Origin of the sequence: Micromonospora sp. NPDC005299, from assembly GCF_042872345.1 — a bacterium.
Taxonomy (GTDB): Bacteria; Actinomycetota; Actinomycetes; order Mycobacteriales; family Micromonosporaceae; genus Micromonospora.
The window spans coordinates 101,350-125,680 of sequence record NZ_JBIAKG010000005.1; the positions used below are offsets into that span (position 1 = coordinate 101,350).

The 24,331-nt window shown below is 69.8% G+C and carries 24 protein-coding genes; 11 read left to right on the top strand and 13 right to left on the bottom strand.

Annotation, left to right across the window (positions count from 1 at the left end):
- Positions 1 to 262: 262 nt before the first annotated feature.
- From ACFYPD_RS16295 to ACFYPD_RS16325, 7 genes are read right to left on the bottom strand one after another with little or no spacing between them, the layout of a single operon-like run.
- Positions 263 to 1,792 carry an FGGY-family carbohydrate kinase gene (locus ACFYPD_RS16295; RefSeq protein WP_387113577.1) on the bottom strand — a complete coding sequence of 510 codons (1,530 nt, stop codon included), beginning with the start codon at positions 1,790 to 1,792 and terminating at the stop codon, positions 263 to 265.
- The gene (locus tag ACFYPD_RS16300) at positions 1,789 to 3,450 is read right to left on the bottom strand and encodes a glycerol-3-phosphate dehydrogenase/oxidase (protein ID WP_387113579.1); all 1,662 of its coding nucleotides are present in this window, start codon (positions 3,448 to 3,450) and stop codon (positions 1,789 to 1,791) included. Before ACFYPD_RS16300 ends, ACFYPD_RS16295 begins: the two co-directional genes overlap by 4 nt.
- A 60-nt stretch (positions 3,451 to 3,510) precedes the next feature.
- Entirely contained in the window at positions 3,511 to 4,395 is an 885-nt protein-coding gene (gene lsrF / locus ACFYPD_RS16305) for a 3-hydroxy-5-phosphonooxypentane-2,4-dione thiolase (RefSeq protein WP_387113581.1), read from the bottom strand.
- The gene (locus ACFYPD_RS16310) at positions 4,388 to 5,407 is read right to left on the bottom strand and encodes an ABC transporter permease (RefSeq protein WP_387113583.1); all 1,020 of its coding nucleotides are present in this window, start codon (positions 5,405 to 5,407) and stop codon (positions 4,388 to 4,390) included. The genes lsrF and ACFYPD_RS16310 overlap by 8 nt, the downstream gene beginning before the upstream one ends.
- Positions 5,404 to 6,363 (bottom strand): ABC transporter permease, encoded by a 960-nt coding sequence (locus ACFYPD_RS16315; RefSeq protein WP_387113585.1) that lies wholly within the window; start codon positions 6,361 to 6,363, stop codon positions 5,404 to 5,406. The genes ACFYPD_RS16310 and ACFYPD_RS16315 overlap by 4 nt, the downstream gene beginning before the upstream one ends.
- Positions 6,360 to 7,886: a sugar ABC transporter ATP-binding protein gene (locus tag ACFYPD_RS16320; protein WP_387113587.1), complete on the bottom strand. Its 1,527-nt coding sequence runs from the start codon at positions 7,884 to 7,886 to the stop codon at positions 6,360 to 6,362. The genes ACFYPD_RS16315 and ACFYPD_RS16320 overlap by 4 nt, the downstream gene beginning before the upstream one ends.
- Positions 7,887 to 7,912: 26 nt before the next feature.
- Entirely contained in the window at positions 7,913 to 9,013 is a 1,101-nt protein-coding gene (locus ACFYPD_RS16325) for an ABC transporter substrate-binding protein (RefSeq protein WP_387113589.1), read from the bottom strand.
- A gap of 277 nt (positions 9,014 to 9,290) precedes the next feature.
- On the opposite strand from ACFYPD_RS16325, the gene ACFYPD_RS16330 reads away from it, so the two are divergent.
- The 3 genes from ACFYPD_RS16330 to ACFYPD_RS16340 all read left to right on the top strand — a co-directional run bounded on the left by ACFYPD_RS16330 (position 9,291) and on the right by ACFYPD_RS16340 (position 12,358).
- Positions 9,291 to 10,034 (top strand): GntR family transcriptional regulator, encoded by a 744-nt coding sequence (locus tag ACFYPD_RS16330; RefSeq protein ID WP_387113591.1) that lies wholly within the window; start codon positions 9,291 to 9,293, stop codon positions 10,032 to 10,034.
- 51 nt (positions 10,035 to 10,085) lie between these two features.
- The gene (locus tag ACFYPD_RS16335; protein WP_387113593.1) at positions 10,086 to 10,931 is read left to right on the top strand and encodes a hypothetical protein; all 846 of its coding nucleotides are present in this window, start codon (positions 10,086 to 10,088) and stop codon (positions 10,929 to 10,931) included.
- 440 nt (positions 10,932 to 11,371) lie between these two features.
- On the top strand, positions 11,372 to 12,358 hold the full coding sequence (locus tag ACFYPD_RS16340) for an aminoglycoside adenylyltransferase domain-containing protein (RefSeq protein WP_387113595.1): 987 nt from the start codon (positions 11,372 to 11,374) through the stop codon (positions 12,356 to 12,358).
- On the opposite strand, the gene ACFYPD_RS16345 is transcribed toward ACFYPD_RS16340, so the two are convergent.
- Entirely contained in the window at positions 12,247 to 12,867 is a 621-nt protein-coding gene (locus tag ACFYPD_RS16345) for a TetR/AcrR family transcriptional regulator (protein WP_387113597.1), read from the bottom strand. The genes ACFYPD_RS16340 and ACFYPD_RS16345 overlap by 112 nt on opposite strands.
- Positions 12,868 to 12,994: 127 nt before the next feature.
- Here ACFYPD_RS16345 and ACFYPD_RS16350 point away from each other — a divergent pair, with 127 nt between their 5' ends.
- The 5 genes from ACFYPD_RS16350 (at position 12,995) to ACFYPD_RS16370 (ending at position 16,499) form a co-directional block, all read left to right on the top strand.
- Positions 12,995 to 13,402 (top strand): DoxX family protein, encoded by a 408-nt coding sequence (locus tag ACFYPD_RS16350; RefSeq protein WP_387113599.1) that lies wholly within the window; start codon positions 12,995 to 12,997, stop codon positions 13,400 to 13,402.
- Between the two features lie 57 nt (positions 13,403 to 13,459).
- The gene (locus tag ACFYPD_RS16355) at positions 13,460 to 13,939 is read left to right on the top strand and encodes a hypothetical protein (protein ID WP_387113601.1); all 480 of its coding nucleotides are present in this window, start codon (positions 13,460 to 13,462) and stop codon (positions 13,937 to 13,939) included.
- Between the two features lie 625 nt (positions 13,940 to 14,564).
- Entirely contained in the window at positions 14,565 to 14,906 is a 342-nt protein-coding gene (locus ACFYPD_RS16360; RefSeq protein ID WP_387113603.1) for a hypothetical protein, read from the top strand.
- A 252-nt stretch (positions 14,907 to 15,158) separates the two neighbouring features.
- Positions 15,159 to 15,983 carry a MarR family winged helix-turn-helix transcriptional regulator gene (locus ACFYPD_RS16365; protein WP_387113605.1) on the top strand — a complete coding sequence of 275 codons (825 nt, stop codon included), beginning with the start codon at positions 15,159 to 15,161 and terminating at the stop codon, positions 15,981 to 15,983.
- Between the two features lie 126 nt (positions 15,984 to 16,109).
- The gene (locus ACFYPD_RS16370; protein WP_387113607.1) at positions 16,110 to 16,499 is read left to right on the top strand and encodes a hypothetical protein; all 390 of its coding nucleotides are present in this window, start codon (positions 16,110 to 16,112) and stop codon (positions 16,497 to 16,499) included.
- A 156-nt stretch (positions 16,500 to 16,655) separates the two neighbouring features.
- Here ACFYPD_RS16370 and ACFYPD_RS16375 read toward each other — a convergent pair whose 3' ends face one another.
- Positions 16,656 to 17,036, bottom strand: a complete 381-nt coding sequence (locus ACFYPD_RS16375; RefSeq protein ID WP_387113609.1) for a hypothetical protein — start codon at positions 17,034 to 17,036, stop codon at positions 16,656 to 16,658.
- Between the two features lie 1,202 nt (positions 17,037 to 18,238).
- On the opposite strand from ACFYPD_RS16375, the gene ACFYPD_RS16380 reads away from it, so the two are divergent.
- Together ACFYPD_RS16380 and hemC are read left to right on the top strand one after the other, a co-directional pair.
- Complete coding sequence (locus ACFYPD_RS16380) at positions 18,239 to 18,694, top strand: GNAT family N-acetyltransferase (RefSeq protein WP_387113611.1); 456 nt, start codon at positions 18,239 to 18,241, stop codon at positions 18,692 to 18,694.
- A 130-nt stretch (positions 18,695 to 18,824) separates the two neighbouring features.
- The gene (hemC, locus tag ACFYPD_RS16385) at positions 18,825 to 19,766 is read left to right on the top strand and encodes a hydroxymethylbilane synthase (RefSeq protein WP_387113613.1); all 942 of its coding nucleotides are present in this window, start codon (positions 18,825 to 18,827) and stop codon (positions 19,764 to 19,766) included.
- A gap of 179 nt (positions 19,767 to 19,945) precedes the next feature.
- Here the strand turns inward: hemC and ACFYPD_RS16390 are convergent, their stop codons facing one another.
- The gene (locus tag ACFYPD_RS16390) at positions 19,946 to 20,620 is read right to left on the bottom strand and encodes a PhzF family phenazine biosynthesis protein (protein ID WP_387113615.1); all 675 of its coding nucleotides are present in this window, start codon (positions 20,618 to 20,620) and stop codon (positions 19,946 to 19,948) included.
- Positions 20,621 to 20,957: 337 nt separating this feature from the next.
- A complete protein-coding gene (locus tag ACFYPD_RS16395) occupies positions 20,958 to 21,521 on the bottom strand; it encodes an ArsR/SmtB family transcription factor (RefSeq protein WP_387113617.1) in 564 nt (187 codons plus the stop codon).
- A gap of 65 nt (positions 21,522 to 21,586) precedes the next feature.
- Here ACFYPD_RS16395 and ACFYPD_RS16400 point away from each other — a divergent pair, with 65 nt between their 5' ends.
- Complete coding sequence (locus tag ACFYPD_RS16400) at positions 21,587 to 22,156, top strand: dienelactone hydrolase family protein (protein WP_387113619.1); 570 nt, start codon at positions 21,587 to 21,589, stop codon at positions 22,154 to 22,156.
- A gap of 141 nt (positions 22,157 to 22,297) precedes the next feature.
- Here the strand turns inward: ACFYPD_RS16400 and ACFYPD_RS16405 are convergent, their stop codons facing one another.
- The gene (locus ACFYPD_RS16405) at positions 22,298 to 22,777 is read right to left on the bottom strand and encodes a GNAT family N-acetyltransferase (RefSeq protein WP_387113620.1); all 480 of its coding nucleotides are present in this window, start codon (positions 22,775 to 22,777) and stop codon (positions 22,298 to 22,300) included.
- A gap of 210 nt (positions 22,778 to 22,987) precedes the next feature.
- The gene (locus ACFYPD_RS16410) at positions 22,988 to 24,076 is read right to left on the bottom strand and encodes a hypothetical protein (protein ID WP_387113622.1); all 1,089 of its coding nucleotides are present in this window, start codon (positions 24,074 to 24,076) and stop codon (positions 22,988 to 22,990) included.
- Positions 24,077 to 24,331: the final 255 nt, after the last annotated feature.

The window sequence follows — 24,331 nt, forward strand, 5'->3', positions numbered from 1 at the left end:
CGAGCGCGCGGTCGGCCGCGGCGCTCCGGGCCAGCAGGTCGGCGTGCCCGCCTCATCCCCGTCCAGCCCGACCAACACACCGACCAGAGCGACCCCACCCCGATCGCCGCATAACGTCAGACCGGATCCCGCGATGGCCGTCTCTTACACCATCAGCGCGGACGCGACCCAAATCGTCCAAGACGATCCGCCGCAGCTGCTCACCCTTGCCACATCCGGGAGAACTGTCCTCCAGTCTCCCGGATGTCACCAGATCCCAAAGTCAGACGCGCCTACCAGGGTTGCGGTAGCGCTCGACCTCCGACCACACGGAGGACATCCCAGCAAGACAGCGGTCGAACACCTGGGCGTGCTCCAGATACGCGACGCGGTCCGGCCCCGGGTGCACGCACAGGTCGTTCTCGTCGTTGACGGTCCACGGCGGCACGTCGTGGCCGAGGGCGCCGGGCAGCAGGGAGGCGACGCCCCGGGCGCCGAGTTCGCTGGTGAGCTGCCGCCGGACCGGGCGGCCGAGCACGTCGGCGAAGATCTGCGCCCACACTGTCGACCGCGCGCCGCCACCGGCCAGCCGCCAGGGCCGGTCACCGACGTCCGCGCCGCTGGCCAGCACCCGGTCGAGCTGCACCCGGTGGTACTGGGCGACGCCCTCGATGACCGCCCGGGTGAGGTGGCCGCGGCGGTGGTTGCTGGAGATGCCGAGGAAGGTGCCGGACGCCGACGGGTGCTCGGGCGAGCCGTTGACGAAGGGCAGGAACAGCAGGCCGTCGGCGCCGGGCGGCACCGCAGCGGCCTCCTGCAGCAGTTCCGGCGCGGCGACGCCGCCGGTCTGCTGGTGGGGCACTCCGGCGCAGGCGAGCCACTCGAGGTTGGCCGCCGACGTGGGGGCCACCTCCATGGCCAGCATTGTGGCCGGATCGGGCATGAACGCGCTGAGTGTGACCTCCGGGGCGGGGGTGCGCGCGGGCACCACCACCCCGTTGATCGCCCAGGTGCCGACGATGATCGTCCCGTCCCCGAGCTCCCGTCCCCCGGCGCCGAGTGTGGCGGCCACGCAGTCCATGCACCCGGCGATGACCGGCAGGCCTTCGGGCAGCCCCGTGCGGGCCGCGGTTGCGACGCTCAGTCCGCCGACCACCTCGTCGGACCTGCGCAGCGGCGGGAACCGGTCCAGGTCGGAGGCGGGCAGCCCGACCAGTTCGAGCGCCGTCGGCGTGTACGCGCGGGTGTCGAGCCCGACCAGGCCGAACGCGCTGGCGTCGCTGTAGTCCGCGCTGGCGACACCAGTGAGCTGCGCGGTGACCCAGTCTTTGCAGGACAGCACCCACCGGGTGGCGGCGTACGTCGCCGGCTCGGCGTCCCGCAGCCAGCGCAGCAGGACGGCGGGCTGGGCGGCCCACGGGATCGAGCCCGTCTCCAGGGCCAGCCGGCGGGCCCCCTCCGGCGGGATCGCCTGGACGATGTGCTGTGCCCGGCTGTCCGACGAGGCGATGGCCGGCCCGATCGGGCGCAGGGACCCGTCGACCGGGTAGATGCCGTTGCCGTGTGCGGCCACGCCGATGCCCGCCGGGGCGTACCCCTCGGCGGCCAGCTTGCCGCCGACCTCCGCCAGCAGCGACAGCACCGTGTCCGCCAGCGCGGTCATGTCGACGTCGTGGCGGTGGGCGGTGACGCTGGTACGCGGAGTGCGCGCGTGCACCACGGCCAGCTCATTGCCCACGACGTCGAAGGCGGCCACCTTGGTGGCGGTGAGGCCGACGTCGACCCCGAGGTAGCAAGTGTGCGGAATCGTCACGACGTCCTCCTGTCGTTCGTTCCGGTCGCCGGGGCGAGGTTCAGGCCGCGCGGGCGGAAGCGCCGCAGCTCCGCCCGGTAGGCGGCCACCTCGGCGTCGGCCCGTTCGGTGTCCCAGCCGAGCTGCCGTACGGCGACGTCCGCGCAGGTCACGGCCGTCGACACCGCCATGTCCGGGCCGAGGCCGACCAGCGTACGGCGCAGCAGCACGTCGGCCAAGGTCACGGCCCGCTCCTCGCGGAAGGCCATGACCACCTCGGCGGCGACGGCCCCGGTCCGCTCGTCGACGACTTCGGCCAGTGCCGGGTCGGATAGGGCGAGTTCGAGCACCCGGCGGGCGCGGACGCCGTAGATGTCCAGTAGCCGGGCCGACTGCGCCGGGGTGAATGGGACGGCCGAGCGCGGGAAGTCCGCGCGGAAGGCGTACCAGTCCGGGGTGTCGGCGCCGGGCAGCGGCCGGGTACGGGTGGTGCATCGTTGCCGCGGCCGGCCGAGCACCTTCAGCGCCTCGTCGGTGGCGTCCTCGGCGAGGGCGCGGTGGGTGGTCAGCTTGCCGCCGATGATCGTGAGCAGCCCCTCGTACGCGGGTGCGTGGTTGAGCACCGTGTGCCCACGACTGATCTTGGCGTTGTCCGCCACGCCGGCCGTGTACGGCAGTGGACGGATTCCGGCGACGCTGTACAGCACGTCGTCAGGGGTGAGGCCGGCCTGGGGGAACAACCGGTTGGCCTCGGTGAGCAGGTAGTCGATCTCGGCGTCGCTGGCGACGACCTCGTCCAGGTCCCCCTCGTAGGTGAGGTCGGTGCTGCCGAGGACGTACCGGCCCTCCCACGGGAAGATGAAGATCGGTCGCTGGTCGGCGGCGGCCTCGAAGAAGATGCAGGTGTCCGGGGCGCCCGGGAACGGGTCGATGATGATGTGGCTGCCCTTGGTGCCGCCGTTGAGGCGCCCGCTCTCGACCTGGCCGTCGAGGATCCGGTCGATCCACGGCCCGGCCGCGTTGATCGTGAGGCGACCCCGGATCTCCCCATCCCGCCCCGACTGGTTGTCCCGGGTCCGGACCCCGTGCACCCGTCCGTCCGTCACGAGCAGACCGGTCACCGTCGTGTAGGTCAGCACCCGCGCGCCCAGCCGCTCGGCGTCGATCAGCAGCTCGACGCAGAGCCGCTCGGCCCACGGCACCTGGGCGTCGTTGAAGAGCACCCCGCCGCGTAGGCCACGGCGGGAAAGGTGGGGCCAGCGCCGGGCGATCGCCCGGGCGGACAGCCCCCGGCTGCGTCCGCGCCCGCGGCCCGCGGCCAGGACGTCGAACGCGGTCAGGCCGAGGCGGATCAGCGGTCCTGGCCGGCTGTCCCCGGCGTAGAACGGGATCAGCATCGGGTAGTCGTGCACCAGGTGCGGCGCGGTGCGGAACAGCAGGTGCCGCTCCCGGATCGACTCGTGCACCAGGGTGAAGTCGTAGCGCTCGAGGTACTTCAGGCCGCCGTGGATCAGCCGGCTGGAGGTGGCGGTGGTGCCGGCGCCGACGTCCCCGCGGTCGACCACGACGACGCTCAGGCCCCGGCCGGCGGCGTCTCGGGCGATGGCGAGGCCGTTGATGCCGGCACCGATGATCACGAGGTCGACGAGGTCATCGGCGCCGGTCTGTGGGTGTGACATGAGGAGCTCCCGGAGATGCGGGGTGCGGGCCGGGTGGGCGACCCGCACCCCTGGCGATGATCAGGACGCGGAACCGGCCGACCGCTCCCGGAACAGCTCGTAGGCGTCCTCGGGCTTGGCGTCGTCGTGCACCACGGCGCGGACCGCGGCCAGCATCGCGGCCGGGTGCTCGCTCTGGAAGATGTTCCGGCCCATGTCGACGCCCGCAGCGCCCTCCTGCATCGCCCGGTACGCCATGGTCAGCGCGTCGAGTTCGGGCAGCTTCTTGCCGCCGGCCACGATGATCGGCACCGGGCAGCTGGCGGTCACCGTCTCGAAGCCCTCGTCGACGTAGTACGTCTTGACGATGTGGGCGCCCATCTCCGCGCTGATCCGGGTGGCGAGGCGGAAGTAGCGCGCGTCGCGGACCATGTCCTTGCCCACGGCGGTCACACCGAGCACGGCGACGCCGTGCCGCTGTCCGGCGTCGACGAGGGCGGCGAGGTTCGCCACCGACCGGGACTCGTGCTCGCCGCCGATGAACACCTGGATCGCCAGCGCCGCCGCGTTGAGCCGGACCGCGTCCTCGATGTCCAGGGCGATGTGCTCGTCCGAGAGGTCCTTCAGCACGCTCGGCCCGCCGCTGGCCCGCAGCACGATTCCGGCGCTGCTGTGCGGCGGGATGCTGGTGCGCAGCGCGCCGCGGGTCATCATGATCGCGTCGGCGTCCGGCACGAGCGGGGCGATGTTGGTGTCGATCCGCTCCAGGCCGGCCATCGGCCCGAGGAAGTAGCCGTGGTCGAAGGCCAGCATCACCGTACGGCCGGTGTCGGGTCGGAAGATCCGGGACAGCCGGTTCTGCAGGCCCCAGTCCTGGGCGTGGGCTCCCTTGACGTGGAAGCCGGCGGTGGTGGCGGCGGCGACGCCGAAATCGCGGGCGTCGAGCAGACCGTCGGTGTCAGCCATTGGTGTTCTCTCCTGTGTCAGTTCCAGCGGTGGTCGCGGCCGCGGGTCGCAGCCGTCGACGGGGTCGAATGGTCGCGCCGGCGTTGCGCAGCGTTCCGCCGCCGGCGAGGAAGAGGACGAACAGCACCAGGCCGCCCTTGAGCAGGTTCTGCGCGGCGGTGCTCCAGCCCACGAGGTTGACGAGGCCGTCGAGCAGGATGAAGAAGAGCGCACTGCCCCAGATGCCGACCGGCACGGCCCGACCGCCCGAGATGAGCGTGCCGCCGATGACGACGACGGCGACCGAGTCGAGCAGGTAGCGCGTGCCCAGGTCGGGCGACGGCGCGATGTAGGCGGCGAGCAGCGCGCCGGCCAGTCCGGCCAGGGCGCCACTGGCCAGGTAGGTGGTGGCGATGATCCGGCTGACCGGGATGCCCGCCCGTTCCGCGGCCGGCCGGCTCTGCCCGACCGCGAGCAGCGAGCGACCGTAGGTGGTGCGGCGCAGCAGGGCCACGACCAGCGCGGTGAGCGCGGCCACGCCGACGGCGAGCACGGGTACGCCGGCCGGCCGCAGGTTGAGCAGCCGGCGCAGCCCGTCGTCGGGCACCGCGGTGAAGCCGTCGGCCAGCGACAGGGTCAGCGACGAGGCGATCAGCCCGGCGGCCAGGGTGGCGATGATCGGCGGGACGGACAGCCCGAGGATCGCCACCACGCTGACCAGGGCCATGGCCAGCCCGGTCCCGATGCCGGCCAGGATGCCGACCGGCACCGATCCTGTCGTCGCGGTCACCTGCACCGCGACGAACCCGGCGAGGGAGATGACCGGCGCCACCGACACGTCGATGTTGCCCGGCCCGGCGGTGATCACCAGCATCTGGCCCAGGCCGACGATGACCAGGTACGGGGCCAGGGACAGCGCGAGCGAGACGGTCTGTCCGCCGCCCTGGCTGGAGATGGCCAGGATGGTGGCCCAGACCAGCGCGGCGGCGACGAAGCCCCAGATCCACGGGCGGGCGAGTGTACGGAGGGTCATCGGAGCACCTTTCCGACCACGACGCGACCGGCGAGCACGGCCAGCACGATCACGCCCTGCACGGCCGACTGCATGTTCGACGGCACGTCGAGCAGGCTGAGGACGACACTGACCAGGCCGAGGGTGATGCCGCCGATGGCGACGCCCCAAGGCACGGCGGTGCCGCCGGCGAAGGACCCGCCGCCGAGGATCACCGCGGCGACCGTGATGAGCGTGTAGCTGGTGGCGGACGAGACGTCGCCGCCACCGGTCTGCGAGGCGAGCATGAGCCCGGAGAGAACGCCGAGCGCGCCGGCCACGGCGTACGCGACGACCCGGGCGGCCAGCGGTCGCAGGCCGGCCCGTTGCAGCGCGACCGGGTTGCTGCCCAGCGCGCGGACCCGCACCCCGACGGAGCTGCGGGCCGACAGCAGCCAGACCAGCGCCGCGACGACGAGGATCGGCAGCAGCGGGGCGGGGAAGCCGCCCGGCTGCCAGGAGCCGAAGGCGGCCAGCCATTCGGGGGTGCTGCCGCCCGGGGTGGGCAGGACGAACAGCCCCAGACCCAGCCACACGAACGAGGCGCCGAGGGTGGCGATCAGCGACGGCACCCGGCGCAGGTGGATCAGCGCGCCGAGCACTGCGTACGCCGCCACGAGACCGAGCAGCAGCAGCGCGCCGGTGCCGGGGGAGGAGACCAGCCTGGTGGCGGTGATGACGGTGACCAGCCCGACGAAGTTGCCGATGCCGAGGTCGATGTCGCCGACGGCCATCAGCACCATCTGGGCCTGGGCCGCGATGACCAGCGGCACGGTGGTCGAGAGGATCAGCGCGAGACCGGGCACGGTCAGCACGTCGGACTGCAACGACGCGCAGACCGCGATCATGGCCACCATGGCGATCGCGCTGACCAGGGCGGGCCCGGTGCGGCGCAGCAGGGCCCGTGACGGCATCGCCGTCGCGACGAGGTGCGTCATCGCTGTGCTCCCGTCGACTCGGATTCGGCGAAGGAGACGGCGATGATCCGTTCCTCGGAGATCTCCGCGCCGGTCAGTTCGGCGACGACCCGGCCGGCCCGCAGCACGTAGACCCGGTCGCAGTGCGCCATCTCGGCGTTCTCGCTCGAGTACCAGACCACGCTGCGGCCGCCGGCCGCCTCCTGCCGGATGAGCGTGTAGAGGTCGGTCTTGGTGTGCACGTCGACCCCGCGGAACGGGTCGTCGAGCAGGACCAGGTCGGCCGTGGAGGCGAACGCCCGGGCCACGATGACCTTCTGCTGGTTGCCGCCGCTGAGCTCGGTCATGCCCGCGTCGGCACCACCGCGGATGGACAGCCGGTCCACCCACTCGCGGACCGCGGCCTCCTCCGCGTCGGAGCGGCGCACGCCGTACCGGGACAGGCCGCGCATGGCGGTGACGATGAGGTTCTCCGCCACGGACCACAGCGGCAGGACGCCCGAGCGTTGCCGGTCACCGGGCACGTAGGCGCGGGTGCCCTCGACCTTGGTGTCCCGCCGGACGGGACGCCACAACCGTTCGAGCACCCGCTGTTGCCCCTGGCCGGCGAGCCCGGCCAGCCCGACGACCTCACCCCGGCCGACCGTGATCGACACGTCGTGCAGGCCATGGCCGGTGGCGCCGCGCAGTTCGGCGACGACCGGCCGATCGCCAGCAGTCCGGGCGACTGCGGGGGCGGCGGCCGGTTCCACTACCTCCGCACCCATCAGCACGAGCACGTCCTGTTCGCTGAGGCCGGCCGCGGGTCGCTCCGCGACGACCGCGCCGTCGCGCATCACCGCGACCCGGTCGGCCACCGAGAGCACCTCACGGATGCGGTGTGAGATGAGCAGGACGGCCGTGCCCTGCGCGGTGAGCCGGCGGACGTACGTGTAGAGCGAATGCGCTGCGTCGGGGCCGAGGGACTCGGTCGGCTCGTCCAGGATTAGCAGGTCGAGCCGGTCGACCAGGCTCGCCCGGACGATCTCCACCATCTGCCGCTGGGCCAGCGAGAGGTCCTCGACCCGGTCCCGCGGGGCCACCCCGTGACCCGGGAACATCTCGTCCAGCCGGCGGACGACTGCCGTGCTGGCCGCCCGTCGCCAGCGCACGCGGGGCAGGCAGTGCCGGGACGAGACCCAGATGTTCTCGGCGACGGTGAGGTCCGGGCAGAGCGACGTTTCCTGGTAGGCCATCCGGACGGCGCGGAACGGGTCGGCGCCCGGTGTGACGTCCTTGTGCCCGCCCACGGTGACCGTGCCCTCGTCGCAGGGTTCGAGGCCGGCGAGGACGCGCATCAGCGTGCTCTTGCCGGCGCCGTTGTGACCGACGAGGCCGAGCACCTCACCGGCGCGGACGTCGAGGTCCACGCCGGTGAGGGCCCGGGTGCGCCCGTACGTCCTGGTCACCCGCCGCGCGGTGACGACCGGTGGCGCCGCGGACGGCTTCCGGTCGCCCTGCGGCGGGGCCGCGTGCGACCCCACCGGCAGGTTGTCGACGTGCATGATGCGCTCCTTGAGTTGCTGTCCGGTCAGCCGGCGGCCGTCGGGATCGGCGGCTGCACCGGGGCGCCACCGCTCTTGACGGCCTCGACCTGCTTGCGGAAGAGCTCCTGGGTCCACGGCCAGGCGGCGTACTCGTCGGGCTTCAGGACGCCGGCCCACGCGGCGACGTCCTTCTGCTCCACCAGCACGATCGGGAAGGTCATCTCCTTCGGGACGTCCTTGCCGTCGAGCAGGTCGATCGCCTCCCACAGCGCGGCGACCGACTGGCCGGGGTCGGACATGACCGCGACCGAGCCGTTGTCGAGCTTGCTGTCCTGCCAGTACTTCAGCGCGCGGCCGTTGGTCTCGAAGGTGACCGCCGGCACCGGCTTGTTGGCCGTGCTGAAGGCCTGGGCGACGCCGTAACCGTCACCGCACCCGATGACCCCGTCGACCGTCGGCACGCTCGACAGCACGCCGAGCACGGCCTTTTGCGCCTTGGCGCCGTCGCACATCCCGTTGACGGTCGCGGCGACCTTGACGTCCGGGTTCTTGGCCAGGATGTCCTTCGTGGTCTGGTACATCTCCGCCTCGGGCTGAGAGCCGACCACGCCCCGGCTGACGATCACGGTGCCCTTGCCGCCGATGCCCTTGACCAGCGGCTCGGCCGCGGCCGTCGCCCAGTCCTTGAAGCTGTTGAGCAGCACGTGGGCGCAGGGGGCGTCGATCGCCGAGTCGAAGACGACGACCTTGATGCCGGCGTCGCAGGCCTGCTGGATGACCGGCTTCAGCGCGGTCGGCGAGGCCGGGTCGATCAGCAGGGCGTCCGGCTTCTGCAGCAGCAGGCTCTTGATCTGGGCGACCTGCTCGGTGGCCGAGTTCTCGCCCGGGGCGTTGACGACCTTGAACTTGCTGATCAGCCCGTCGTTCTGCGCCTTGGTGGCGGCGGCCTCGAACTTGGCGATCATCGTCTGCCGCCAACCGTTGCCGATGAAGCCGTTGCTCAGCGCGATGAACGGCTTGTCGCCGCTCTTGGCCTTGCCGCCGCTCGCGCCGGAGCCGCAGCCGGTCGCGGTGACCGCGACGGCCGCGACCAGCGCGGCCACGACCGCGCTGCGCGGTCGTCGGGATGAGGGATGGGTACGCATGGTGGGGGCCTCCAGGGAGAGCGAAAACCCGCCGGAGCGGGAGTGGACGTGCTCAGTCAGCCGACCGCGCCGGGGGGCTGCGGTGAGGTGCAGTCATTACAGACCTGTAGTGACAGGTTGGCTAGGGCTGGATGCCAAACGTGCTCCAAGTCACAGTGACGGCGGTTACGTCTTTGTGTCCCTCCGGCGATCGAGCGGTCATCCGGCCGCAAGCCCTGTCATGACAGGGCTCGTTCTGCCGTGGCATGCTGTACTCGATCGACGGGGAAGGAAGTCCATGACGATGACCTACCGGCGGCTCACCCGGGACGGGAGCGAGCCGCTGTGGATGCAGCTGATGCGGGAGCTGCGCGGCCGGATCGAGGCCGGCGACATCGCCCCGGACCAGCCGTTGCCGTCCGAGGCGGAGCTGACCGACCTCTACGGCGTCTCCCGCACGGTCGTGCGGGAGGCGCTGCGCGAGCTCGTCCAGCAACGGATGATCTACAAGGTCAAGGGACGGGGCGCCTTCGTCGCGCCCCGCAAGACCGAGCTGCGCTTCGTCGGCTCCATGTCCGGCTCCGCCGACGACCTGCGCGAGTCGGGACGCCGGGTCACCACGCACACGATCAGTCAGGCCCTGGGCCCGGCGGACCAGCGCGAGGCCGAACTCCTGCAGATCCGGGTGGGCGAGCCGGTCGTACGGATGCGCCGACTCCGACGCGTCGACGGTCAGCCCTGGCTGCTCGTCGACACGGCCCTGCCGGCCCGGCTGGTGCCCGGCCTGGAACGCGCGGTGCTCGAGAACCAGTCGCTGTACGACGTACTGCGCCGCCGGTACGGATTGGAACCGGTCGGGGCCGACCGTTGGATCGAAGCCGTCTTCCCCGAGCCCGAGGACGCCGCCCTGCTCGAGATCACGACCTCAACGCCGCTGCTCGGCATCGAGTCCGTGGCCTGGCTGCCGGACGGCACCCGTTTTGAGGCCTACCACGCGTTGCACCGCAGCGACCAGACTCGCTTCTTCGTGGGAATCCGCTGAGCTGACGGTACGGCGTTCCGGGCTGCTCTGGCCTTTGCAGGTGCAGGTTGGGTGCAGCCCGACGAGGTGGTCGTCGCGCTCGACGCGCTCAATCGGGTGCGCGGATTCGCCGCTGATCGCCCCGCGCGGCCGGTCCGCTATGTACTTCAGTACCCGCGCTGCCGGGATGCCCGCGCGGTCGAGGCCAGTGGCGATGACGCGAAGAGTGATCACCGAGCCCCGGATCGCCTTCGCCGAGAACCGACAGATGGCTTGGGGTTCTCGGCGAACCTCACCATGAAGACGCGGAAGAGCCCCGCTGGCCCGGCCTTGCAGATGGGTGCAGATTGGGTGCAGGTCGGCGAAGTGGTCACCGCGCCCGAAGTGTTCAACGTAGCCAGGCAAGGAACAGCGTTCTGGCCTGCAGTGATGCGGGCGGACGGATCGGGTGTGACCTTCCAGAGAACACCGGCCAAGAGGTACCTTCTTGTATCGAACTTTGGCTCTGGGTGCCGACGCGACGCCGTCGACATGGCTCCCGCGAGCCGAGACGCGAATCCCACGCGCAATGCCCTGAGCTGGGCCGCCAGCACGGTGACGTCTTCGGTGAGTCCGAGGCTCGATTTCGAGGTATTGACCTCCGAGGCGACTCGAACCCCAACGCTGCACACATCCAGCCTCGCCGATCTAGCCGGTGACGACTATGCCTTCCAGAGGTGGGCACCTCCGGTGTTCCGGGCCAGCCCGGATAGGGAGGTACAGGCGCGACCGCAGCGCGTCGAGCGCCAGACCCGCGGCGGCCTGGATGTCGTCGGCGTCCGGAATCTGATCACGCTGCCGGGCGGAGAGCTGGAGGTGGTGTTCGGCTTGGCCCTGGAGGTGGACAAGCGCTCGCCGACAGCGACGCGGACAGGGTGATTGAGGCCCAGAGGCGAGCGCAGGAGCGTGATGCTGCAGGCCGCGAGCCCAGCGACGACGTCACCGCTGTCTCCGACGACGGAGCGGTGTTGATGCTCATCCCGCGCTAATGGGGGAGACGGATGCCGACCCTCCGGGCCGGGGTGGGGACGGCCCGGAGTGCGGCTTCGGCCAGGTCGATGACTTGATGGCTCACGCCCGGAAATTGGATGCCCGCGGGCAGTCGCGATGGCCGCGAGCCGGTCGCGCCTTTCGTGAACGACAAATCCACGTCCTAGGACGCTCAAGAGGGTGTGCCAGCCACCTCCGGCCTCAGCCGGTTGTCGTGTCGCTGAGTAACGCACGATCGGCGGCAGATCCGGACGGCGAGGTAGCCGGCATGTCACTCCCTGAGCCGGCGGGCGGGCTTTGGCTTCGGATGTGGCAGGTATGGTCACCCCGTGCATCTCCCGGGGGCCGTTCAGGAACTCTGCGTCCGCTTCCTCTCACTGGTTCCGGAAGGGCTGGTGACCGGCCTCTACCTGACAGGTGGCACCGGGTTCGGGGAGTGGATCGAGGGGCAGTCGGACGTGGACTTCGTCGCCACCCTCACTCACCGGCCATCCGACGGCGAGGTGGAGCAACTGCGGCAGGCACACGAGCAGATGGCAGCGTCCTCCCCGATCGATTTCGACGGGATGCACGTCCTCGTCTCCGACCTGGCCTCCGACCCGCGGAAGCTGCCACCGGTACCCGTGGTGCTGCACCGCGAGTTCCGCATCGGGCACCTCGACCAACTCGTCGCCTGGCACGAGTTGGCCCGGCACGGCGTCACGGTCACCGGCCCCCAGCTGTCACCCCTCGACATCTGGACCGACAGGCACGTCCTGCACGGTTACACCGTCGATAACCTCGACACCTACTGGCGCACCATCACCGACCAGCTCGCCACCTCTTCCGTGGACGAGCCGGAGGCGGAACTCGATCACGCCTGCTGCTGGTCCGTCCTCGGGGTCGCCCGCCTGCACCACCTGATCGTCACCGCGGAGATGACCACCAAGTCGGGCGCCGGCCGCTGGGGTCTCTCCTACTACGACCAGCGCTGGCACAGGGTCCTTCGTGAGGCGCTGCGCCTGCGCGAAGGCGGACACCCCGAGTACGACGACCAGGTATCCCGACTCCAGGACACGACCGACTTCACCGCGTACGTCGTGGAGGCCGGCACAGGCCGCCCCGGTCGCGCCTCCAGCCGATTGACGAGAGAAGCGCGGGCAGCACGACCACCTCCGGTCGAGCGGGGCGCGGTCCCTCCCTCAAGCATTGTCGCGATTGCTCATCAAGCCCCAACGCCGTTAGCAGGAAGCCGGCCGCCGGTGCCGAGCACGTGGGCGATGACGTCGTCGACCAGCCGTGGGGGGATGGGCTGGTGGGCGACGAAGCGCCGGTAGAAGAACGGGCTCGTGAGCAGGTCGATGGAGAGCTCCGGGTCGAGATGGTGGGGCAGTTGGCCGCGTTCGCGGGCGCGGGTCAACGCGACGAGCAGCGGTTCGCGGCGGCGCCGGGTCAGGTCGGCGTGGAGGGTCGCGAGGGTGGGGTCGCGTTCGGCGGCGTCGATGAAGGCGGCGAGCAGGCGCGGGAACGGGGTGCGGTCGAGCAGGGTGACGAAGGCGGTGAGGAGCTGGGCGACGTCGGTCTCCACGCGGCCGGTGTCCGGCACGGGGAAGGGCTGGAAGGTGGCGTCCATGGCGTCGACCAGGAGCGCGCCGGCGGTGGGCCAGTGGCGGTAGACGGTGGCCTTGCTCGCGCTGGCGCGCCGGGCGACGGCCTCCATGGTGAAACCCGCCAGGCCGTGCTCGTCGAGCACCTGCAGGGCGGCCTGGAGCACCCGTTGCCGGGCGCCCGCGCCGCGGGAGATCGGCTCCCGGGGATCGCCGTCGGATCGAGGACCGTTGGTCATTGCCTCACCTCGATCGAAACGGTACCGTACTCATTATAAGAGAACGGATCCGTATCGATCGGAGGATCCGATGGTACGTGCGACAGCCGCTGCGTCCGGGCCGGGCGGCGGAGCCACCGGGGTCGGAATGGCGACTGCCGGGCCGAGCGCCCCGTCACCTGCCGCGCGACCCCGCTACCGCACCGGTGCCTACTGGCTGGTCACCGCAGTCGTGGTGGGCGAGTGTGCGGTCGGCGGCGCGATGGACCTGTTCCGGGCGCCGCCCTTCTATCCCGTGATGATCGGCCTGGGCTACCCCGGCTACCTGGCCACCATCATGGGCACCGCGAAGCTCATCGCGGCCGTGGTGCTGCTGGCGCCCCGGCTGCGTCGGCTCAAGGAGTGGGCCTACGCCGGCGTAATGATCAACATGGTTGGTGCGGCCGCTTCCCACGTCGCCATGCACCAGGCCCTGGGCAACCTCATCGCTCCGACAATGTTCGCAGGACTGGCCATGCTCTCCTGGGCGTGGCGTCCCACCGCACGCCGACTCTGAGGAGCAGCGACTAGTGGTTGCTTTCCTTCTTAGATCTGTCCACACTCCACGGTCGACGTGGGCGTGGTCGGCGTCGACGCGGCTCGGCTGGCCTTCGCCGACGTGGTCGCCCTCGATCTGTGGCGCCACGAGGAGCCGTTGGACGGCCTCGCCGATGTGGCGTTCTGGGGTGCCGACGCGCCGGCGGCGGCGCGGGAATTCACCGCCGAGCCGCTCGCCACGCTGGGTGATGAGGGCAGCTACGGCTGGACGGACCTGCCGATCCGTTCCGCCCTCCGACGGGCGATGACGGTGCAGGCCTGGCGGGACGCCGAGCCCAGCCGAGGGCTGGCGGTCGACTTCCGGCCGCACTCGCACCACTGGCAGGTGATGCGCCAGGTACGGGCCAGCGATACGGAGAGCGGCACCCTGCCCCTCGGCGACGCGCAGATCTTGTTCGCCATGACCAGCTGGGGCGATGGGGTTTTCCCGGTCCAGGTCGACCGCGACGCTGCCGGGCACCTGCTCGCGGTCCGGATCACCCTCGCCGAGGGCTGAACCGCGCCAACGGGCGGTACCAGAAGAAACACCAGAGCAGCCGCCACCTGACGGCGGCTGGCTGGCGGGCGACGGACGAGTCGACCTGTACGCCGGATTCTGGGCCCGGTGCATACTGGGCGCCCTGGGATGAGGACGGTGGCAGTGGCGGCGACAAAAACTCGATAGGGCTGTTGCGCGGGTCCAACGCAGCGGCGGCCACCGCAGCCCGGTCTGGGGATACCGTTGCCTCGCCATCGGGATGATCTTCGGTCTGTCGGTCCTCGTATCGGCGCTCGTCCGCTGCCTTCCGGTGACAATGGCGTTGTTCGCCACGGCAGCACTGGCGGTCGCCGCCGGTGTGGGTCTCTGCTCAGCAGGCATGGTCAAGCTGCGGGTCGACCGGTTGATGCCGCGCGGCGGGACCAACCGCCATCGAGCCATGATGCGAGGGCTGTGGCGCGACGTGCTCGAGCTAGCGCAGCGAAACTCGGCAGGACCGCGTGCCCGCTGCCCGGCCCTTCGTGACGCCCTGCGGCGCCCGGCCGGGGGCATAGAAAGACGTTCTGCGTGTCGCTGCAGGGCGTAGGAACGTCCTCCTGATGCGCTTGCGGGCTTGGTGTCCCATCGCAGGAGGAGGACGTTCGTGGGTAACGGTAGCGGCGTATCCCGGGGTGATCGCAACCGCAACGCGCGATTGGCCCGGTTGCGGGCTCTGGTGCCGGTCTCGAACGCGATCATCGGGATCGACCTGGCCGAGGAGAAGCAGATGGTCGTGGTCACCGACCACGACTCGAAGGTGCTGGCCCGCAAGAGGTTCAAGTGCCACGCCTGGAACCTCGGGACGGCGTTGGACTGGGCGGCGAAACAGGCAGCGTCCAAGGGCTTCGCGGCGGCGACGGTCGCCTGTGAGCCGACCGGTCACCGGTGGCGGGTGCTGGGCCAGCTCGCCAACAACCGCGGGTCGTGTGCGTGCAGCCCATGTTGACCTCGTGGGCGCGGCGCAGTGAAGACCTGACGTTCGACAAGACCGACGAGAAAGACGACGACTATGCAGGGACCGACGACGGACGAGGCACCCGACCAACCGCTTGACCAGAACGTCTTACGCTGATGAGAGTAAGCCTGATCTTGGCTGGATTGATGTCGGCCGGAGTTGTCGTATCCGGGCTGCGTTGTTCGTAGCTGTGTGAGAGGCCGCCCACGAGGGCGCGGTCACGGCCAAAGGAGATGTCGACCGATGCAGCACCCACTGGCCAAGGTCCACCGCATGTTCGAGCTCGTCGAGCCGATCGCCACCGTCACCTTCTCCGAGGTGCCGAACGAGGCGTTCCTGGCCTTGGGTATGCGCAATTACTGGGACGGGTACTTCGCGGGCCGGGCCGCGCCGCTGGGGCTGGCGCCGGCCGAGGTGGTGCACGCGGTCTTCTACAACTTCGCCGACGGCGAGGTGGCGCGCCACATCCCGTGGGTCTGGGGGAAGACCACCCCGCAGGAGGCGATCGCGGTGCGCGAGCGGGGCAGCGCCGCAGCGCTGCGGCAGAGGATCGGGCAGCTCGCCGACGCCCCCGGTCTGGTGCGGGCCGCCGATCTCGCCACCCGGGCAGCGGCCAGTGCGCCGACCGAGGGCCGCGCGCTGTACGCAGGACTCCGGGCGCTCGACGTGCCCGCGGAGCCGGTGGCCAGGCTCTGGCACGCGGCGACGCTGCTGCGGGAGCACCGCGGTGACGGCCACAACGCCGCCCTCCTCGCCCACGGCATCGGCGGCACCGAGGCCCACGTCCTGCTCGCTCTCTCCCTCGGCATGAGGGCGGAGGAGTTCGGCCGGACCCACCACTTGCCCAAGGCACAGCTCGCCGGTGTCGTCGACGGGTTGCGCCGCCGCGGCCTCGTGGACGCCGCCGGCGGGTTCACCGACGCCGGCCGGGAAACCAAGCAGCGGATCGAGGCCCTCACCGACGAGCTGGCGGCTCCGGCGTATGACGTGCTCACCGCCGACGAGCTCGACGAGCTGATCGCGGGGCTCGAGCCGATCGCCGCCGCGGCACAGGAAGCCGACGACTGAGCGGGCGCGTCAGGCGACGGCCACGAGATCAGACGGTTGCTGCGCACGGTCACTCTCGTGCGCTGTCCGGCAGCGAGCGCACTGCGGCGGATGAGCGCTCTGGAGCAGTGAATATAGGCTCCGATTATGATCGAGGATCGCGTAGACGGCCGGACGGGGCGCGCCTACACGGCGCTCGCTGCTTGGTATGCAGTGGCTTGGTGTCTGCCGGCCAGCCTGACGGCGATGATGAACGGTTCGGAGGCTGGCAGCGCGCCCGGCTACTCGTACGTCGGCAGCCGCTTGAAGGAGTGCACTGGCCAGTTCGGATGCCCCTCGGAGCCGGCGGACATCGGCGCCGTCCTCCAGGACACGGCCTTGATCCTGGCCCCAAGCCTGCTGCTGGCGGTGCCGCTCTGCGCGCACCTCGCCCGCAGGTGGCAGATGCCGGCTCTGGCAGGATTCGTCGCTGCCACCACCGGCTGGACAGTCCCATGTGTCGGCGCCCTGGTCTATTTCAACGGCCGCGTGCGCTAGGACGGCACGGTGGCATTGAGGAGTGCCCTTACGCTCGCGAGGACGTCGCCTGAAGCCAGTCGTCATCATCGGGGACGCGCTCTTCTCGGCACGTCCGGGCGCCGACGACCGTCACCGAAGTCACCTTCGATGACGAGCGCTTCGCGGCATGAGCGATCATCCGGGCACCTCAACCCAGCGGGCGGCCGCGTCGAAGGTGTCCGCCGGGGTGGCGTTGAATGCGATCGCTGCGTCGGGCGCGTGCCGCCGCACCAGATTGACCACCAGCTCGAACAGTTCCGGCTGATTGCGCACCCCGCCACCAATGACGACGCAATCCCAAGGCTGGGCGCAAAGGGCAGTGGTGACGACCGCCTCCACATCGTCGCTGCCGTCGAGGCCGAACAGGCAGAACTCAGCCCCCACGCCGTGTTCGACGAATCGGGCCCTCCCGACTTCGATGCCGTCTGCGACTGGCTTGGGGTCCCACGGCCCCGGCACCCGATACGGATCCAACCCGATCACCAGCACGCGGGGTGTGAGGGCCGTTGTGTCCACTGTTGAAGACTACGTCGCGCGGTGCACGGTCATCGGCATGTCCGCACGCCGACCAGCCGGGCGGAGCCGTCACGTAGCGTAGCGATCGGATCGCGGCAGATCCGGACACCCCTGCGTTGCGCCCGGACGTACTACGCTCAGAGGTCGGCCTGCCCAACGCGCGGCGCCGGTACCGCGCGTCACTGAACCCAGGGGTGGCAGCACCGTTCGAGTCGGAGCCAGGCTCCGGGGAGCCCGCTCATTATGAGCGAGCTCCCGAAACGGCCCATCCGGATGCCACTCTTCAACAGCAACTGCGGGATCGCGGCAGAGGTCGTCGGTGGCGGCCTTCCGGCGGATTCTGATTGCTGGACGCAGCACTGCCTTGGACGATAAGACCATGTTTGACTATCGGTGCCGGAGTGTGGTCGACGAGGCTTGGTCGATAGGCAGGAACGCTATGACGAGCTCTGCGGGGCTTGCATGGCGGCGGCCACCTGGGGAGTCACTGGATCCGGACGCGCAGTCCGCGATTGATACCGCGATCCGCCGCGGACCGATACTCGGGCTGATCGCGATGCGCGACGCCACACCGCCGATCCGACTGCCTCATGCTGCCGACCTGCTCCACTACCGGCAATGCTCAGGCGTGGGCCCCGATGCGGTTGGCCAGTAGCCGGGAGCGCGCGCCTCGCGGCAGATCCGGATGTCTGGCCTTGAAGGGCGTTCACGCTACGAGCCTGCGGCACGCCACTCGGCTGCGCGTTGGCCCGGCCTCCTTAAGAAGGCACCGGGCCGTCGAGTACCGCGAGTTCCTCATCGTCCATCCGCGCCAGCTACGGCGGCACCTGGAAGACCGTCCCTCCGGCGAACTCGGCGTCGCCGGCTGCCTTCCGCCTCTGACGGTCCGCCTCGCTCGTGTCAGAGGCGGACCGTGACGGTCACCGGGCCCTTGGCGTCGCGGTGGGCCAGGCCGTGGCCGGGGCGGTCGACGCCGTCCAGCTGGACGGGTGAGCCGGGCGCCGTCGGCGGTGAAGTTACGCCACCAGCCCTTGGCGTCGGGGAAGCGTACGCCGATCCTGACGACGTCGCCCGCCCGGCGGTAAGCGGTCGACGGCACGACGTGTACGTGTTCGCATGCGCGTAACGCTAGGGTCGCCGTGGACCGGCGGCCCCGTACTGAGAGGGCGAGCGGGTGCTTTTGACTCGGTAGGTTGTCAATCGTGGCGGACGTTCGGCTGGAGCCGATGAGCGAGGATCAGTACAAGCCGTGGCGGGCCGAGGCCGAGGCGCACTACGCGCAGAGCGTCGCCGCGTTGGGCCAGTCGGCGCAGGAGGCGGCCCGCGACGCCGCCCACACCTACGCGCAGCTGCTTCCCGACGAGTTTGCCACCCCTGACCACCATTTCTGGTACGCCTACGACGGCGACCGTCGGGTCGGTTTCCTCTGGGTCAAAGTCACCCACGACACCGCGTTCGTCTACAACGTCGCCGTCGAACCCGACGTACGCCGTCAGGGCTACGGCCGCGCGATCATGCTGGCCGCCGAGCGCTGGTGCCGCGACAACGCGCTGACCCGAATCGGTCTGCGCGTCTTCGCCCACAACACCGGCGCCCGGGCCCTCTACGAGCAGCTGGGCTTCACCGAGACCGCCCGCAACATGGCCAAAGACCTGTGACCGCGATCCGCCCGACCGCTCGGCTTCCCGACCTTTTGCGACCCGTCGGAGGTGCTGATTTTCGGTAGTGGAATCATGCAGCTCCGAGGTCGTCGTCGGCGCCCGTATCTAGCGGACTACCCTCGCCGGTATGTCCGACTCCCGCCTGCTGCGTATCGGCACTCGCAACTCCCCGATGGCGCTGGCTCAAGTCGAGCGGGTCCGCGCGATGCTCGCCGACCGGCACCCCGAGGTCACCGTGGACGTGGCGTCGATGTCGACCAGCGGGGACCGGTGGCACGGCGACCTGGCCGCACTGGGCGGCAAGGGGGCGTTCACCAAGGAGGTGGACGCCGCCCTGGTCGCCGGGGACGTCGACCTGGTGGTGCACTGCGTCAAGGACGTTCCCGGGGACCGGCCGGCACCGGCAGGCACGGTGATGGCCGCTTACCTCACCCGCGACGACGTCCGGGACTGCCTGGTACACCCGGGCGGACTGCGCATTGAGCAGCTGCCCGCCGGCACCCGGATCGGTACCTCCGCGGTGCGGCGGGTCGCGCAGCTGGCCCTGCACTGGCCGCATTTGGTGCCGGTGGCCATCCGGGGCAACGCGAACAGCCGGCTGGCCAAGCTCGACGCCGGCGAGACGTACGACGCGCTGCTGCTCGCGGTCTCCGGCCTGCAGCGGATCGGGCAGGCCGACCGGATCACCCACCCGATCGACGTCGACACGATGGTCCCGGCCGTCGGCTCCGGCACCCTGGTCCTGCAGTGCCGTGACGACGACACCAGTACCCGTGGCCTGGCCGCGAGCCTCGGCGACCCGCGGACCGAGCAGGAGACCGTGGCCGAGCGGACCATGTTGCACATCCTGCAGGGCAACTGTCACTCACCGATTGCTGCGCTCGCGCGCACTGAGCCCGACGGGCGCCTCGGCCTGCGGGCGAGGGTGATCAGCCTCGACGGCAAGACCGTGCTCGACGTGCACGAATGGGCGGCGGACCGGATCACCCTCGGGACCTCCGTCGCCGCGGCCCTGTTGCGCCAAGGCGCCCGTGACCTCCTCGATCTGCCCGCCCACGAGTCAATCTGACCGACCGTCAGATACCGTCGCCCCGAGCTCAACCCGAAGATCGGAGGCACGGGGCCGCGGCGCAGACCGGGCGTTACCGGTTCTTGGCATGACTGTGCAACAGCCGAGCAGCCCACGCCCGATCAGCGGCATGTGCGGATATTTGCAGGCCTGGGTTGGGCGCTGTGGGGGTGGCTCATTTAGAGGGAGCGGGTTTCCTCAAGGATGACCCGGCCGCCGACATCGACGGTGTCGTTCGGACCTGGTCGAGTCAGGATCTGCGATCCCTTGCCCTGCATGATGTCCAGCGCCCGGCGCAGTTCGGCGGTCAGCACGATCGCGGACGCTCCGGTGGCTTCATCCTCGACGATGGCGTCGCCCCGGCGGGGAAATCCCCTGGTACGCACCCGACCGGCGGCCCGGGCTTGCCACGCCCACGCGTACAGCCACCCGTCACCTGGCGGCGGGCACGGCAGCGAGTCGACCTCCTCGGCTGAGGCGTACTGCTGCATGCGCCTGTCGGGCGCCCACTGCGCGCGACCCCTGATCCAGGTGAACTCGCCCTCCTGCCAGGTTGGCACCGAGCCCGCCGGCGGGTGTAGGAGTTCCGGCCTGGCTCGGAGCCGACCCAGTAACCAGGACGTCCCCACCAGGGGATGCCCGGCAAACGGCAGCCGCATGCTCGGCGTATAGATATCGACGACCCCTGTGCCGGCATCATCGACGAAGACAGTTTCGCTGAAGCCCAGCCGCGCGGCCACGGCTTGGCGGTCCTGGCCAGTGGCCACGGCATGGCCGTCAAGAACAACGCCGAGCTGGTTTCCGTACCTACCGCCGGGACCGCAGAACACACGAAGTACATGAAGATCTGTCACAAGCGATGCTAACCACAGCAGGCTTGCTGAGCGGACACCGGCACCGTGCGCTCATCGGCAGATCCGGGCACTCCGCCCATGGCAATGCGACAGGATCAGCAGCGTTCTGATGACCGTGCAAGCCGCAACGCGAGGCATGCCTTGGCTTGCCGAACGCGAGACTCCGCTCCGAAGAATCACCGGCTACTGGCACGGCGAGGTCTTACCCGATGTCCGGCTATCCGAGGAGGAACGGCGGCCTGACTTGGTCTGCCGGCGGATCGATCGTCAGTGACGACGGCAGCAGCCTGCTTGACCAGGTGCACGATCAGGCCGTCCGCGATTCTCGAGTAGGTGTTCACTCCGCTGCTGGCAGCGTCGGGTGGTCGGTGGGATAGATGCCGATCGCGAACCCGTACATGGTTTCGCCGGACCTTGGCATCCGGTCGAACTCATCAACCAGTTGCGCCATCCGGTCCCAGAACTGAGAGGCCTGATCCTGCGAGATACGCGCATGCCGGATGAAGCCCCAAAGCTTTCCCTGCTCGAACGCTTTCCCGGACTCGCGTGCCGCCACCTCGAAGTCGTTGAAGTCGCCCGGCATCTGTTCGCCAGTGGGTGATGGCTCCGCTGCCATGTAGAACATGCGCGCGGTGCGCCCGTAGAAGCGCTCCTCGATCGCTCGCACCTTCCGCGTGCGCACCACCTGGAGCAGGCCGTTCCGGGTGAGCACGTCCACGTGGTGCGCGACCGTGCTCTTGGGGCGCTCGACTGCCTCCGCTAACTCGGTCACGGTTGCGGCCCGCTCGTGGAGGAGCTGCAGGATCATCGTGCGGAGCGGGTGGCCGATGGCCTTCACCTGGTCCGGTCTGGTCAGCGCGATCCGGTCGGCTAGCTCGTAGTCCGGGGGGTTGTCGGCCATGGCATAACAGACTAGCATCGCGGAACGTTCCAGAAATTCCGATCGTTCGCAGGGAGTTCAACGCCGTGACCGAGGTGCTGCTTTATCACCACATCCAAGGCCTGACCGACGGGGTCCGGAGCTTCGCCGACAGCCTGCGACAGGCCGGGCACACCGTGCACACGCCGGACCTGTTCGACGGCCGCACGTTCGGCAGCATCGAGGAAGGGTTCGGATTCGCCCGAGAGTTGGGGCTCGACGCGATCCGGGAGCGCGGCGTCGCCGCGGCCGACGAACTCGGCCCCGAGCTCGTCTACGCCGGATTCTCCTTCGGCGTGACGATCGCCCAGCGGCTTGCGCAGACCCGGCCCGGTGCCCGCGGGGCGCTCCTCATCGACTCCTGTCTCCCGGTGGCGGAATTCGGACAGAGGTGGCCCGAGGGCGTGCCGGTGCAGATCCACGGCAAGGAGGACGACGAGTTCTTCGACGAGGACCTGCCGGCCGCGCGCGAGCTCGCCGGCTCCACGACGGCCGCTGAGCTGTTCGTCTATCCGGGCGACCAGCACCTATTCGCCGACTCCTCGCTCGACGCGTACGACCCTGAGGCGTCCGCGCTACTCATGCAGCGGGTGCGAGCGTTCCTCGCCTCCGTCTGACCGGCGTGGCCCAACTAGCTGGCCCACGTTTCATCCGGACATCGGCATGTCCGGATGCGTGCACCGTGAACTGGTTGCCTTGCGTGACGAGCGCTACGCGGCAGATCAGTGCACCGGCGGCGGCAACGGTCTGACTCTCGTTTAATTGAGCGACTTACGCATCTGTTGTGTCACGACGCGATAGCCGGAAGTCTCATACAGCCGGATCGCCCGGTCGTTGTCACGGAAGACGTTGAGCTCTACACGACCCACGCCACGAGATCGCGCCGCGTCCTCCGCAGCAGCCAGGAGCGCGCGCCCGTAGCCGGATCCGCGGTACGCCTCATCGATCTCGATGTCGTAGATGAACGCGCAGTCGGGGGCACCGCGCGGATGCGTCAAGCCCAGCCACGACACACCCACATAGCTGCCGTCGGGAAGCATGGCCCTCAAGAACAGCATTCCGGCAGTCGCAAAGCCATCCGGCAACAGGACGTCGTTTGCCTTGGTGGCCAACTCGAGGGCCTCGTCCGCGGGCCAGTTTCCGGCTGCTACCTGCTCATCCGCGAATGCCCGGATGGTGCGGTCACGCCACTCCTCGAACTCGTCCCTCGTCATGTCCCGTACGATCAACTCAGGCACAGCGGTGATGGTCCCACGCCAATCGGCGGACAGCTACCCCGTTCTCCGCGCAAGCATCAGGTCGGCCCCATGCACCCACCTCCGCGGCCATCAACGCCAGCCCACCCGTAGCGGCAGATGTGCGCACTTGGTCTTGGGTAGACCGCCGACCAGCGGTACGTGCCTAATCTCTCCGCAGTCGGCGTGCTGGGACCGGAGAGATCTCGTTGGTTAGCCGTTGAAGTGTTCCCAGTCGAGGCGCGAGCGTAGGGGCCGCAGGGCCGAGCGTTGCCGGCTGCCGACGCTTAGCCAGATACCACTCTCGCCGTAGTCGGCGGCCACAGCGACCAGTCCGGGAGCCACCCAATGGCGCGTCGGGTCGCCAGGTACACGCATCGGCTGCAGCGGGACGGGAACCAGGTCCTCGACGAACCGGTCCAGCACCTCCGGGGTGATCGTGGCGAAGCCGCTGAACGGTGAGGTGTTCACCGCTTCGTTGAGGGCGAACTGGAGCAGGAAACCGCCGAGGCGTTCCCGCTCGCGCAGCCGCTCCGGGCCGCCGTCGTACCAAACGACCGGATCGTCGTCGGTGGGGTCGATCGATGCGACCCAGACGCCCTGGTTTTCGGCCGCGAAGACCACTAGGGGCTCGTCTTCGAGGTACTCGATCTCGTCGAGCGGCTCGATGAAGTCCTGTCGGCCGAGGAGTTCCTCGCGGCCGGCGGCGATGTCGTGGAAGGCCAGCAACGGGGGCGGAAGCGTCATGGCCGCGCGTGGGGGTGGCGCCGGTGGCATCGGCACGTCGGCGTACCAACCAATCAGAAAGGACTGCAGTGCCCGGGTCAGGTCCTGAGGCACATCGTCCAGCCAGTCGATGCCGGGTACCGGCAGTGCCGGCGTCGGTAGCACCTTGTCCAGCAGGTCGGGAGGAAGCCGCTTGTCCCAGGTCAGCCTCGCAAACGTGAGGGAGCCCTGTTCTCCGGTGGACAGGTCCGTCCCGCCGTAGATGCTGCAGGCTTGGTAGAGCTCACCGAGAGCCAGGCAGCCATCGGCCATCTTGACAAAGCCCAGAAGTGGCTGGCCAGACTTGTTCTTCGAATCTATCCACTGAGTCGCCTCGCTGGGCAAAGGCTCCCGCAGCATCAGCGTGTTCGCGTTGTCGACAGCGTTGCCGTGAGTCCGGTCTCCGGCGTCGGCGATCACGACCAGAGCGTCGGCCCCATACGCAAAGGTGACCCCATCACCATGCACCACCTCAGCATTCGGGCCGGCAGCTTCCACCGCCGCCCGAACCGGGACAACCGACCATCCCTCGATCATCGGGCGAGTATAGGAGCCCGAACCGAACCGCGTAGTTGACCAAGTGGCGCGCCGCGCGAGGCCAACTGGACACGAAGAGCCAGCTCGCGCTTGAGCACGCGACGGACACGTCTCAATGGCGGAACGGGTAGGCACACGGACAGTGACGAGCATAGACGGCCAGTGCGCGCCTTGTCCGCGGCAGTTGAGCGCATCTGGTCCTGGCCCGCGTAAACGCTTCGCTGGAATTAGTGAGCGCCCCCAGTGTTCACTCCT